At 41.9% G+C, this 12,948-nt stretch carries 11 protein-coding genes; all 11 read left to right on the forward strand.

Features of this window, described 5'->3' with window-relative positions:
* Window positions 1–48: 48 nt before the first annotated feature.
* Window positions 49–1,311, forward strand: a complete 1,263-nt coding sequence (yfmF, locus tag D3P96_RS05735) for an EF-P 5-aminopentanol modification-associated protein YfmF (RefSeq protein ID WP_124943418.1) — start codon at window positions 49–51, stop codon at window positions 1,309–1,311.
* A complete protein-coding gene (gene yfmH / locus D3P96_RS05740; RefSeq protein WP_124943419.1) occupies window positions 1,295–2,578 on the forward strand; it encodes an EF-P 5-aminopentanol modification-associated protein YfmH in 1,284 nt (427 codons plus the stop codon). The genes yfmF and yfmH overlap by 17 nt, the downstream gene beginning before the upstream one ends.
* Window positions 2,579–2,628: 50 nt before the next feature.
* Window positions 2,629–3,507, forward strand: coding sequence for a helix-turn-helix domain-containing protein (locus D3P96_RS05745; RefSeq protein ID WP_124943420.1), 879 nt, complete (start codon window positions 2,629–2,631; stop codon window positions 3,505–3,507).
* Between the two features lie 16 nt (window positions 3,508–3,523).
* Window positions 3,524–4,108 carry a CDP-diacylglycerol--glycerol-3-phosphate 3-phosphatidyltransferase gene (gene pgsA, locus D3P96_RS05750; RefSeq protein WP_124943421.1) on the forward strand — a complete coding sequence of 195 codons (585 nt, stop codon included), beginning with the start codon at window positions 3,524–3,526 and terminating at the stop codon, window positions 4,106–4,108.
* Window positions 4,109–4,210: 102 nt separating this feature from the next.
* Complete coding sequence (locus D3P96_RS05755; protein ID WP_124943422.1) at window positions 4,211–4,696, forward strand: nicotinamide-nucleotide amidohydrolase family protein; 486 nt, start codon at window positions 4,211–4,213, stop codon at window positions 4,694–4,696.
* A gap of 76 nt (window positions 4,697–4,772) precedes the next feature.
* Window positions 4,773–5,930 carry a recombinase RecA gene (recA, locus tag D3P96_RS05760; RefSeq protein ID WP_124943423.1) on the forward strand — a complete coding sequence of 386 codons (1,158 nt, stop codon included), beginning with the start codon at window positions 4,773–4,775 and terminating at the stop codon, window positions 5,928–5,930.
* Between the two features lie 133 nt (window positions 5,931–6,063).
* A complete protein-coding gene (gene helD / locus D3P96_RS05765) occupies window positions 6,064–8,349 on the forward strand; it encodes an RNA polymerase recycling motor HelD (RefSeq protein WP_124943424.1) in 2,286 nt (761 codons plus the stop codon).
* A 4-nt stretch (window positions 8,350–8,353) separates the two neighbouring features.
* Entirely contained in the window at window positions 8,354–9,298 is a 945-nt protein-coding gene (gene coaA / locus D3P96_RS05770) for a type I pantothenate kinase (protein WP_124943425.1), read from the forward strand.
* A 364-nt stretch (window positions 9,299–9,662) separates the two neighbouring features.
* A complete protein-coding gene (locus tag D3P96_RS05775) occupies window positions 9,663–10,409 on the forward strand; it encodes a LysM peptidoglycan-binding domain-containing protein (RefSeq protein WP_124943426.1) in 747 nt (248 codons plus the stop codon).
* Between the two features lie 189 nt (window positions 10,410–10,598).
* Window positions 10,599–12,140, forward strand: a complete 1,542-nt coding sequence (locus D3P96_RS05780) for an MDR family MFS transporter (protein WP_244919072.1) — start codon at window positions 10,599–10,601, stop codon at window positions 12,138–12,140.
* Between the two features lie 3 nt (window positions 12,141–12,143).
* On the forward strand, window positions 12,144–12,896 hold the full coding sequence (locus tag D3P96_RS05785; protein WP_124943427.1) for a DUF4811 domain-containing protein: 753 nt from the start codon (window positions 12,144–12,146) through the stop codon (window positions 12,894–12,896).
* Window positions 12,897–12,948: the final 52 nt, after the last annotated feature.

A 12,948-nucleotide genomic window follows, 5' to 3' on the forward strand; every position in this document is an offset into this window, starting at 1 on the left:
AAGTATCGTACTTTTTTTGTACAAAAAAACTGAATGTAGGTAATATTTTTGACAGAAACAACAATCAAACCAAACATTTATTTAAATATCCAACCGACGCAGCAATTTTCAACCATCCGCATTGAATTCAATTTTTCTGCGGAAATGGATGCAGATACAACCGCAGATCGGACATTGGCAGCGAAGATGCTTGAAAATGCTTCCGCAGAGTATCAAAGTCAGCCGCAGATTGCCAGAGCGCTTAGTGAACTGTATGGGGCAGACTTTGGCATTGACGTGTTGAAAGTTGGTCGTCTCCATGTGGTAAAAGCGCATATGGCCGTCATTGATCCCCATTTCATTGATGATGACCAGCCAATCTTGGATCAAGCGCTCGCCTTTATGAAGACGATGCTTTATCAACCCTTGGGAAATGCGACGCAAGGTTTTGATGCGACGATTTTCAATCGGCAAAGAGAGTTACTCTTGGATGAAGTTGCAGGCTTAGAGGATGATCGGCCTTATATCGCGAATCGACATGCTCTGCAAACCTACTTCGATGAGACAGCGCAAGGATTACCAGCTTATGGGACTGCGTTAGCCATCGAAGACGCGAACGAACAATCAGCTTGGCGTGCATGGGAAAATATGGTGCAAACTAATCGTGTGGACATTATTATTTCTGGTGATGTGACACCAGATGATGTGACACCAGCTCTAATGGATCTGCCAACGCCACAGATGCCAACTGCGATTCAACCGTTTTATCATCAGCCGGTGCAGCCGAATGTTAAGCATGTCGTTGAACAACAACCTGTGAATCAAAGTCAATTAGTGATGGTTTATCAATTAGTGATTCCAGAAGAGCGCCGTTTTGCTGCTTATGTATTTGACCAAATTTTCGGCGGTACGCCAGTGTCCCGTTTGTTTTTGGATGTGCGCGAAACCAAAGGACTAGCTTATGGCATTAGTACGGATTACAATCGATTTACCGATGTCCTTTTGGTCACAGCTGGAATTGCCGGCACCCAAATTACAGAGACACAAACAGCAGTCGCAGCAAATTTGGCACGATTACAACAGGCACCCATTTCCGAGATTGAGTTAAACACAATCAAAGAATTGATGAAGACTGAATACATGGTCAGTTTAGATAATCAAAGCCAAGTCACGGATCGCGCCTTTATCGCAACGATGACACAACTCTCACAAGCGGAGTGGTTTGCGGCTTTGGATGCGGTCACGATTGCGGACGTGCAAGCTGTGGCCAATGCGGTGATTGAACAAGTCAATTTTGTTTTAGAAGGAGCTGGCGATGATGCAGATAAATAAACATTTTCCAGCTGAAAGGCATACCGTCTTAGCGAACGGATTGCGGGTACATTTAGTACCACGTCCGGATTTCCATCAAATGGCCGCTAATTTAACGGTTGATTTTGGGGGACGGGATGATACTTTTCAGTGGCAGCAACAAACCATCCACCAACCGCTGGGGGTTGCTCATTTTCTGGAACATCGGATGTTTGGACAACCAGACTACGATGCTTTCCAAAAATTAAGTGAACTCGGCGCAGATGCAAATGCATTCACCAGTCAAAGTCGCACGAGTTACTACTTCACAAGTTTAGCGAATAATTTGGCGGCGCTTAATGAGTTATTGCACTTCACACAAACGGCATATTTTCCAGAGGATGCCGTTAAACGAGAAGCACAAATTATTGCTCAAGAAGCTGACATGTACCAAGATAATGTCGATGCGCGGTTGTACCGTATGTTGTTAGGACAATTGTATCCAGGTGATTTATTGAGCGAAGAAATTGTGGGCACCCATGCCTCGTTATCACAAATCACAGGGGATATGCTCCAAACGGCGTTTGAAGCTTTTTATCAACCAGCAAATATGGACATTTTTATTACCGGGGCTTTTGATGTGGAAGCGGCATTGGCTACTATTGAACAATCGACGGCTGGACAACGGGGGGCGCATTCCGCTGCCAAAGTGGTGACGCCCAAGCTGGCTGAACCGCTGACAACGCCCAAGATTGTGACATTGCCGACCAACCGTACTAAAGTTGCGTTAGGGCGACGCTGGCGGACACCTGAAACGTTGCCAACCGGTCGGGCCGGGCTCAAGGAAATGATTGGCGTGAGTCTTGCCTTGGATTTGGTATTCGGTGAGCTTTCACCGCAATACATGGAATGGTATGACACGGGCATCATTGGCGATGACTTTAGTGTTGAGTTTGAATGGGAACGGGGCTTTGCTTTCATTACTGTGGCAACTGATACACCAGAACCCGAAACTGTGATTACCGAAATTAAAGCGGTTTTGGACCGTTTCGCAGATGCCTTTGCGCAGTTACAAGATGAATTTGATTTAGTTAAAAAAGACGCCATGGGTCGTGCAGTTAATCGCTTTAACTTTATGGAAGAAGATGCCGTGAGTTTTGAAGGTAAGCTATTTGATGCAAGCACGGTGATGGATGAATATAGTATTTTAGAAGAAATTGATGTGGCATTTGTGCAGTCAGTTTTGGTTCAAAATCCGCTTCTAGAAATATCAAGTATAATTGTGCACCCAAATCTTGGGTTGATATGATATAATTACGGTATATATGACAAATTTATTTAGATAGTTAGGTGATCAAAATGAGTGAAGAACACAATCAAGAAATTGGACAAGCGTTACAAGATGCACGAATCGAAAAAGGTTTGTCTCTTGATGATATTCAACAAATGACGAAAATTCAGAAGCGTTATTTACAAGCAATTGAAAATGGTCAATTTGATCAATTGCCTGGTAAGTTCTACGAACGTGCTTTTGTACGACAATATGCAGCCTCAGTTGGGCTTGATGCTGATGAATTTATCAAAGATCATGCCACAGATGAGGATTTGAAGCCGGTTGAACCTGACTTTGAAGGGGCACGTGTTGATACAGATAATATTACACGAGCAGGGATGCATCGCGAAACGGAATCACCAGTTGATAAGACCCGTCAAGTGATGCCAAAAGTATTGATTGCAGTTGCGGCAGTTGCAATTGTTTTGATTGTTTGGGCACTAGTGTCTGCTTTCTCTGGTACTTCAAAGTCTTCGACAAACAGTTCATCTGTTTCAGTCTCAAGCTCGAAGATTGAGTCTTCAAGTTCATCTAAGAAGGCATCTTCAAAGCCAGCACCAAAACCTGCGCCTAAGCAACCAGAAGTTAAAATTGGTAACGGAGCTGTTACTGGTAACACTGTTACTTATAACAATATTCAAGCACCAAAGAAGGAAGAAGTCCTTCAACTTGATGCAACAAGTGATGCTTGGCTTCAAGTAACTGACAACGCTGGAACAATGCTCTTTAATGGAACTGTTAAGGCAAATGCACCACAATCAATTAAGGTGCCTGCAACAACAACCAACATCAAAATGCAAATCGGTAATGCTAACCCACTTAAGGTAAAGTTTGGAAATCAAAATATTGATATGAAGAACAATGGTGCTACTGTTTGGAATGCAAACTTGATGATTAAGCGTTAATTAATCGAGGCGAAATATGAATTTACCAAATAAGTTAACGGTTTTTAGAATTCTTTTAATTCCTGTGTTCATGTTGATTCTGGCGTTCAATCCCGATTGGGGAACGTGGTTAGTCTTAGGTGTGCAATTACCAGTTAGTCATTTTGTCGCAGCAGTTATCTTTATTGTTGCGTCACTAACGGATTTCCTTGATGGGCAAATTGCACGTCGTGAAAATCTAGTCACTAACTTTGGTAAGTTTGCCGATCCATTGGCTGACAAGTTGCTCGTGATGACGGCATTGATTTTCTTCGTGCAATTCCAATGGGTGGCGGCCTGGATGGTAGCCATTATTGTGATTCGCGAACTATCCATCACGGGATTGCGAACACTTATTGTTGAAAACAATGGAAAAGTGTTAGCTGCTGCAATGCCAGGTAAGATTAAGACATTCTCGCAAATGATCGCGATTATTTTCTTCTTGTTACACAACATTGGTTTTGCTGCCATTCATGTGCCATTCGCACAAATTATGATGTGGATTGCCTTGATTGCAACAGTTTACTCAGGTGTTGATTACTTTTATAAGAATCGTCAAGTTTTTAGTGACGGATTCAAATAAACGAAAAGCAGGTCATCTGACCTGCTTTTTTTGTTACACTAGACATAGGGAAAATAAAAAAAGTTGGGATAAAAAGCGTCTTTAATGACAGAGGTGGGAAAAATGACAATTGAAGAAATGGTCGGCAAACAATTGATTCAACAAAAGCTCAGTATTACAAGTGCTGAATCCCTAACAGCAGGTCTATTTGTCAGTCAATTAGCGAATGTTAGTGGCATCTCAGCGGTATTACCTGGTGCATTCGTGACTTATTCAGCAACGACAAAACATCAATTAGTTGGTGTTCCCACTGATTTAATTGACGCGTATGGTGTCGTGTCACAACAGGTTGCGTTAGCGATGGCAAAGGGGGCACAAGCAAAACTTGATACGGATTTTGCCATCAGTTTCACTGGTGTTGCAGGACCTGATGCACTAGAAGGGCATCCATCAGGTACAGTTTTCATTGGTCTGGTTGGACCAAACCAATATGGAAAAGTGGTAAAAGCTAGCTTTACAGGTGATCGGCGAGCCGTTCGCCAACAAAGTGTGACGCAAGGGATGCAGATGATACTTGATGCAATAGCTGATCTAGAAATTTCTGATTAAAAAGATTGCAGTTCGGAGTAAATTAGGTGTATACTAGTTTTACTTAAGTTAAAGTTAACAAACGGAGGCGTTTAAGATGGCAAGTGGAAAAAATATTAACCCAAATAAAAAAATTGAAGGTCGTATTGAAAATCAAAAGGACCGAGAAAAGGCGCTTGATGACGCGTTAAAGAAGATTGAAAAGTCATTCGGAAAAGGATCAGTGATGAAGCTTGGGGACAGTAAGTTTACCAAGACTGAAGCGACATCTACAGGTTCGTTGAAGTTGGATATTGCGCTTGGTATTGGTGGATTCCCTAAGGGTCGTATTGTTGAAATTTATGGACCTGAATCTTCTGGTAAGACGACGTTAGCATTGCATGCTGCGGCTGAAGCCCAAAAGAACGGCGGAATTGTAGCCTATATTGACGCTGAAAATGCCATTGATGTGGAATACGCCCGTGCACTTGGTGTGGATGTTGATGAATTATTGCTATCACAACCAGACACTGGTGAACAAGGATTGGCGATTGCTGATGAATTGATTAGTTCTGGAGCCGTTGATCTTGTCGTTGTCGACTCAGTTGCGGCATTGACGCCAAAGGCTGAAATTGACGGTGAAATTGGTGATTCAACGGTTGGGTTGCAAGCACGAATGATGTCACAAGCATTGCGTAAGATGTCAGGTTCAATTCTTAAAACTGGGACAACCGTCATCTTTATTAATCAATTACGTGAAAAGATTGGGGTCATGTTTGGTAATCCTGAAACAACACCTGGTGGACGTGCTTTGAAGTTCTATTCATCTGTTCGGTTAGATGTTCGTCGTAAGGGGGGAATTGATGCAACTAAGGCTGATGGGGACAACGTAAAGTCAATTGGTAACTTGACCCGTATCAAGGTGGTTAAGAACAAGGTGGCCGCACCATTCCGTGAAGTCGAACTCGAAATTATGTTTGGTAAGGGAATTTCAAAGACAGGTGAAATGATTGATCTGGCTGTCGATAAGGATATTATTGATAAGTCAGGGTCATGGTTCGCTTATAATGGTGAAAAGATTGGACAAGGAAAGGTTAACGTGATTCGTTGGCTTGAAGATCCAGAACATCAAGCGATCTACGATGAAATCTATACACGGGTTCGAAATGCCTACCTTGGTGAAAATGATGGGTCAGACGATTCAGATGACGCTAAGGATGCTGATACCGGTGATTCAGATGCAGCTGGTTCAGATGAAATTGACCTATTAAAATAGTATAAATTAAATCTCCATTGATGATAACTTTATGTTACGTCAATGGTTTTTTTTTTGAGAATCCACCGGAAAATGGTTTTTTTCTGGAATATGGTGTATCATGGAATGACCAAATTCGTTGGGAGGAACCCGAATGTTAGAACCTTATAAATCTGAACAACATCGCTTAGACGGTGTGTTAGAAAAAATTCAGGACGCAAAAGTTGCGAATGAATTAGAACGGGAAAATGCCGATAAAAAGAAAGCTGACGTTGATGCTGGTTGGAAGGATGTCCGTTATCGCTCATCAACATACAGTGGATTATTTGAAACGGCGATGTCTGTTCGCCAACAACAACAAATGCTTGAACAGCGTGAGGCGGAAATGAACTCCGTTGAACATCAAGCTGAGGTTCTCGAACATTTAAAAGAACGTCCATATTTTGCACGGATTGACGTGCAAGATGCCGGATCTGAAGTGACGGAACCAATCTATATTGGCTTAGCGTCATTTTCAGATGAGCCGGACCATTTCTTGATTTATGACTGGCGTGCGCCAATTTCATCTATCTATTACGATGATGGGGTCGGTGATGTAACTTATGCAACTCCGGCTGGGGAACAACAGGCGACAGTTCATTTAAAGCGTCAGTTCCAAATTGAGGATGGCAAGATTGAGACCATTTTTGATACGGATGAAGCCGTTGGTGATCAAATGCTCTTGAATGCGTTATCTGGTGAATCAACAACCAAGATGCAATCAATTGTGACGACTATTCAACGTGAACAAAATAAAATCATTCGAAACACTTCTGCTGATTTATTGTTCGTCCAGGGGGCAGCTGGTTCAGGTAAAACCTCTGCCGTATTACAACGAGTAGCTTACCTTTTGTACCGTTATCGTGGACAACTAACATCAGGACAAGTGGTGATGTTCTCACCCAATCAATTGTTCAACGATTATATCGACCAAGTTTTGCCAGAACTTGGTGAACAAAACATGGTCCAAATGACCTATTATCAATATGCATCACGTCGTCTTCCACGTTTTGATTTGGAAACGCTCCAAGAACGGTTTGAAGCTCAACCTGGAACGGTTAAAAAACGATTGATTGACCTAAAAGGAACCCTGGATTATTTCAACGTCATGCAAACGTATGCTAAGGGATTGAACCGCAAAGGGATTCAAGTTCGTCCGATTAAGTTTAGAGGCGAAGAAGTCATTAGTGCCGACCGGATTAAGGAAATCTACTATAGTTTCAATGAGAACTATAATTTGGGAAATCGACTATTTGCAACTAAGGAACGCTTACTCAAGATATTGCAATCACATGTGCGTTCAGAGATGAATGCAGAATGGGTCGACGAACAGATTGAAAACCTATCAAAGGAAGAATACGATTCAATGATGGGGGATCAAGAGAAAGAGTTTAAGTCAGATAAGGAAGAGCACAAGTACATTGCTAAAATTATTGTGACAAATGAAATGGCACCCATTATTCGTGGGATTAACCGTAATCGTTTCATTAATATTAATCGACAATTTGTCCACTTTTTGAAGAGCGTCCCTTATTTGATGGATTTGGCGCAATATGACCTAACGCAAGCTGATTGGGACGCCGGTGTTGAGGCAACAGTTGCCCAAATGCAAGAAGGTAAACTCAGTTTAGCGGACATGACACCATTTATGCTGCTGTTTGATTTGATTAAGGGAACGCACGGTGAACGTGATATTCGTTTCCTATTCATTGATGAAATTCAAGATTATACGCCATTCCAGTTGGCATTCTTAAAGCGTAGCTTCCCAAAGGCACGCTTTACCATGTTGGGTGATTTGAATCAGGCAATCTTTACCAAAGAAAATGCAGCTGGGTTGCAAGCAGACCTCACGCATTTATTTAACCCAGAAAAGTCTGAATACATTGAGTTGACGGATACTTATCGTTCAACCCAGCAAATTACGGACTATGCCAAAGCTATTTTGGTTGATGGCGCAACGATTAATGCGTTTGAACGTGAAGGAGAGAAGCCTAGCGTCCAAGTGACACAAACGGAGACCGAAATGGTTGATGCGGCTGTTGCAAAAGTTAATCAAGCGAGTGCAGCACATGAAACGACAGCAATTATCACTAAGACGTTAGCTCAGGCTGAAGAGGCCTATGCCCAATTACGCGAGCAGCTTGACGTCACAATTATTCGTACCGAAAACCAACGCCTGGTTCCAGGTACCATTATTGTGCCAGCTTATCTCGCTAAGGGATTAGAGTTTGATGCCGTGATCATGTGGGATGCAAATGCTGAAAATTATCATGCCGAGGATGAACGTCAACTGGTTTATACGATTGCCTCACGTGCCATGCATCAATTAACGGTCCTTGCAGACCAAACGTTATCGCCCTTGTTAAGTGATATTGATGAGAGCTTATATGTGAAGGAATAAGAAAATGACAGAACCGTCAATGAATTATCAAGTGATAAAACGTGATGATTGGCGTAAACTTGGACAACCAACGGCTAAAGATGTGAAGTCTGAATTAACACCAAAAGTCTTATCTGAACTAAAGGCGTTTAATGATCAAATCTCATTAGATGAGGTTGATGCTATTTATAAGCCATTGGTGGCTTATATTAAGACGCAGTACCAGCAATATGGGCAAGATCGAAAAGTTCAAGCTGAATTTCTCAAGCAACCACAGACGCCAAGTCCATTTGTCATTGGAATCGCTGGATCAGTTGCGGTCGGTAAAACAACCACGGCGCAGTTACTCCAATATTTACTCCAAGCAGAATTTGGTGAAGCGGAGGTGGCGTTGGCTACAACAGATGGTTTCTTGCGTTCAAATGCTGATCTTGCTGAAAAAGGGATTACGGCCCGAAAAGGGTTTCCTGAATCATATAACATGCCAGCTTTGCTTGAATTTGTCGATGCGATTAAGGATGGCGAGGACGAAATTCGTGCGCCAAAGTACTCACATGATATTTCAGATGTTCTGCCAGATGAATATGACGACTTTAAGCGTCCAAAGATTTTTATCTTAGAAGGGATTAATACGTTACAGGCGACACCGGACGCCCCAGTATACTTATCAGATTTCTTTGATTTATCAATCTATTTGGATGCGGACACTGATTTAATTGCTCATTGGTATTTGGATCGCTTTGTCGCGTTGCTAAATCAGACGGCACAGACACAGGATCCAAATAATTTCTTTTATTCATGGACGCAAATGCCATTTGACCAAGCGGTTAGTCAAGCCCGCCAAGTTTGGGAAACAGTTAATTTACCCAACCTTGAAGAGTATATTCTGCCAACACGTGAACGGGCCGATTTAATCCTACATAAGACAGTGGGGCATATTATTGATGAAATATGGTTACGCAAATTTTAAATAGTTAACTTTTATAGATGTCAAAAATGTGACAAACAATGAAAGAACTGTGGTTTGATACCAAATCACGGTTTTTTWTAAGAAATTGATGCTTATTTTGACGTAAAACCAATTTTAATATAAGTGTTGAAAACCCTAGAATATCCAGTGTTTTAGCCTGTTACAACCGTTTTTATGTCGTGAATGTTACATATTGTGAACATAATTATATTTCTTATAACTAGATGTAATGTTTTCGTAATTTACTAACTGCCTGAATTGGTAAACTTATCTTTGTTGTTGCGAAGGAGTTTTCGCAAGCGAATCATATTAATTTGAAAAAATTATTATTTAAAATAAAGAGTAGTTGAGGGGAATTTATTTCATGAGTAATACGACTAAAAATGCTGCACTTGCAGTTGCAGGATTAGCTTCTGTTTTTGCCGCTGGACAAACTGTTGCCAACGCCGCAACTTACACTGTCCAAAAGGGTGATACACTTTCAGAAATTGCCAGCAAGTTTAACTTGACTGTTGATGATCTTGTTTCAACAAACCAGATTTCTGATAAGAACTTGGTTTTCACTGATCAAAAGATCGAAGTTGCCAAAGCTAGTGATGCTGATAAGGCAGCTAACGCCGATGCTCAAAAGGCTGCTCAAAAGGCTGCACTAGAAGCTAAGCAAGCTGCGCAAGCACAAGCTGCACAAAAGGCTGCGGATGAAGCTGCTGCACAAAAAGCTGCCGAGGCTAGCCAAGCTAAGGAAGCAGAAGCTGCACAACCAGCTGCTGAAGCAAAGCCAGCCGTTGAAGAAAAAGCAACGACTCAAGCAACTGCACAACCAGCTGCTGAAGCAAAGCCAGCTGCAGCTTCTGGATCAGGTTCAACTTATGATCAATTCATCGCCAATGGTGGAACTGATGCAATGTGGCAAACAATTGTTCAACCTGAATCAGGTGGAAACCCTAACGCCGTTTCACCAAACGGTTACACTGGATTGGGTCAAACCAAGGAAAGCTGGGGAACAGGTTCAGTTGCTGATCAAACCAAGGGAATGGTCGGATATGCAACAAGCCGTTATGGTTCAGTTGAAAGCGCCATTTCATTCCGTCAAGCTAACGGTTGGTGGTAATCTAAGAAATTTAAAAAGGAGCGAATTTAACATTCGCTCCTTTTTTTGTTGTCTGAGATTAATTGTTAACTTATTTGACAAAAACCCTTGTATTTTGTTGTGATTCATTTATAATTAGTGTCTGTTCTCTCTTTACTAACTGTTGGTAAGAGAATTTAATTTGAAATTGAAACGGAAGGTACATAAAGTATGTCAGAGACTGCTATGCATGCACAACCAGTGGATGTGCATGGAAAACCTTATAATCGAACAATCATGATCGTTTTGATCTTGGTTGCGACTTTTGCAGGTGTTTTGATGCAAACGTCACTTGGAACAGCGATTCCAACCTTGATGGATGCATTTGATATTAATTTGGCCACAGCGCAGCAAGCGACAACGTGGTTCCTATTGGCGAATGGAATCATGATTCCTGTATCAGCCTACCTAACAAGCCGAATTCCAACGAAATGGCTCTATGTCATTGCCTTTGGTCTTTTATGGGCTGGAATGGCGATCACGGCCTTTACTCCCGAACAACATGACATGTGGTGGATGTTCCTATCAGGACGTGTGCTAGCTGCCATGGGGGTTGGAATTTCAATGCCATTAATGCAAGTCGTTATGGTGAATATTTTCCCCGCTGAGCAGCGTGGGGTTGCCATGGGACTAGGTGGTTTAGTGGTTGGGATGGCGCCTGCTATCGGACCGACCCTTTCTGGTTGGATTTTGGATAAGAACCATGTCATCTTAGGTCTAACAATCTCAGATTCATGGCGTTCAATTTTCTACTTACCAATGGCTGTACTTGCAGTCGTATTTGTATTGAGCTTCTTCTTTATTAAAGATGTTTTACCCACTCATCATGTGAAGCTAGATGTTTTGTCATTGATCTATTCAATTATCGGATTTGGAAGTTTCCTACTTGGATTTACAAATGTTGGTAGTGATGGATGGGGTGATGTTAAAACGGTTATCGCACCAATCGTGATAGGGATTATTTTCATTACCATCTTTATTATGCGTCAGCTACATTTGAAGGAACCGTTCTTGAATGTACGTGTCTTCATGAATAAGCAATTCACGATTACCACGATTGCAGTCATGATGGCAATGATGGCGATGATGGGTGTTGAAATGATGTTGCCAACATATTTGCAAAATGTACATAATTTGAGCGCATTAACGTCAGGTTTGATTCTTTTGCCTGGTGCTTTGATGATGGGAATTATGTCACCTATTGCTGGTATGGCCTACGATAAGGTTGGCGCACGTCGTCTTGCCTTAGTTGGTTTTGGTTTGCTAGCTATCGGAACGGTTCCATTTATGTTCTTAACTGCTGACACACCAACACACTTCATTACGACACTTTACACAGCCCGTATGTTTGGAGTCGCCATGGTCATGATGCCATTGACTGCATCTGCGATGTCAGCACTTCCTGCTGAAGAAGCTAATCATGCGACTGCATCAAATAACACGGCACGTCAACTTGCATCAGCAGTTGTTGTCGCTCTGTTAACTTCAATTACTCAAAATATCATTACAAACAACAAGCCAAGTGATTTCTTGCGCACGGCGAACCCACTCCGTTATGGGGCAAAGATGATTGACGCTTCAATGGATGGATTCCAAGTTTCATTCTTCATTGGTTTCCTATTTGCGGCCATTGGTCTTGTGATTGCATTGTTCTTGCGTAAGGGTAAGATCATTGCAGATGATACTACTGATGAAACGACAAAGGAGAACTAATATATGATTATTGTCCTATTATTACTATTTGTCGTGCTAACCTTTGTTTCATGGATTTATATTAAGCCTGTAACGTTACGCGTGATTGCTGGAACCATCTCATTAGTCCTATTAATGTTGAGTGTCTGGGCGATGACCGTAAACTTTACCGATCACTTTGGTATGAAAAAGGTTACGACAACAAAAACAACGCAGATTTATACAGCGGGGGACACGTCATCTCCAGCGAATATGTTGTTAGCCCAAGAAATTGGAACTAAGTCAAACAACTATGTCATGGTTTACCGTGACAAGGCCAGTGATAAAAAGCCAGCTGTACACAATAAGCCAGACACAAAGCACATTGTTGAAGCAGTTAAGAAGACAGCAACGTATCAGACGACAAAAGGTAGTCAAGCAACGGCAAAGACAACCACGACGCGTTGGCGCTTTAAGAACGATTTCTATAAGATGATGTTTGGCGTGAGTGATCAACAAAATCAACTCATTAAGCAGCACACACTAGTTCGTGTGCCAAGTAAGACTTGGGTTGTGATGACACCGTCACAAGCAAAGTCACTTGGGGCTAAGCAAAAGCAAATGCCAATGCAAGCCCAACAAGCCCAACAGATGCAAATGAAGCAAGCCGTGCAAGCAAAGATGATGGCTTACATGCAAGCACATCCGACTGCTACATCAGCGCAACAAAAGGCGCAAGCTAATGCGTATGCGGCTGAAATAGCAACGAGTGCGCTTAAGCAACAAGATTCAAAGTAATGTTAAATTTAAGTGGCGCATCTTTGGAAGCTGTGCTATACTATAAATATAG

The organism is Weissella viridescens (assembly GCF_003862435.1).
Taxonomy (GTDB): domain Bacteria; phylum Bacillota; class Bacilli; order Lactobacillales; family Lactobacillaceae; genus Weissella; species Weissella viridescens_A.

Bases quoted from the DNA above. Each gene is read 5' to 3' on its own strand.
- yfmH (WP_124943419.1), top strand. From the start codon at position 1,295: ATGATGCAGATAAATAAACATTTTCCAGCTGAAAGGCATACCGTCTTA.
- D3P96_RS05745 (WP_124943420.1), top strand. From the start codon at position 2,629: ATGAGTGAAGAACACAATCAAGAAATTGGACAAGCGTTACAAGATGCA.
- pgsA (WP_124943421.1), top strand. From the start codon at position 3,524: ATGAATTTACCAAATAAGTTAACGGTTTTTAGAATTCTTTTAATTCCT.
- D3P96_RS05755 (WP_124943422.1), top strand. From the start codon at position 4,211: ATGACAATTGAAGAAATGGTCGGCAAACAATTGATTCAACAAAAGCTC.
- recA (WP_124943423.1), top strand. From the start codon at position 4,773: ATGGCAAGTGGAAAAAATATTAACCCAAATAAAAAAATTGAAGGTCGT.
- helD (WP_124943424.1), top strand. From the start codon at position 6,064: ATGTTAGAACCTTATAAATCTGAACAACATCGCTTAGACGGTGTGTTA.
- coaA (WP_124943425.1), top strand. From the start codon at position 8,354: ATGACAGAACCGTCAATGAATTATCAAGTGATAAAACGTGATGATTGG.
- D3P96_RS05775 (WP_124943426.1), top strand. From the start codon at position 9,663: ATGAGTAATACGACTAAAAATGCTGCACTTGCAGTTGCAGGATTAGCT.
- D3P96_RS05780 (WP_244919072.1), top strand. From the start codon at position 10,599: ATGTCAGAGACTGCTATGCATGCACAACCAGTGGATGTGCATGGAAAA.
- D3P96_RS05785 (WP_124943427.1), top strand. From the start codon at position 12,144: ATGATTATTGTCCTATTATTACTATTTGTCGTGCTAACCTTTGTTTCA.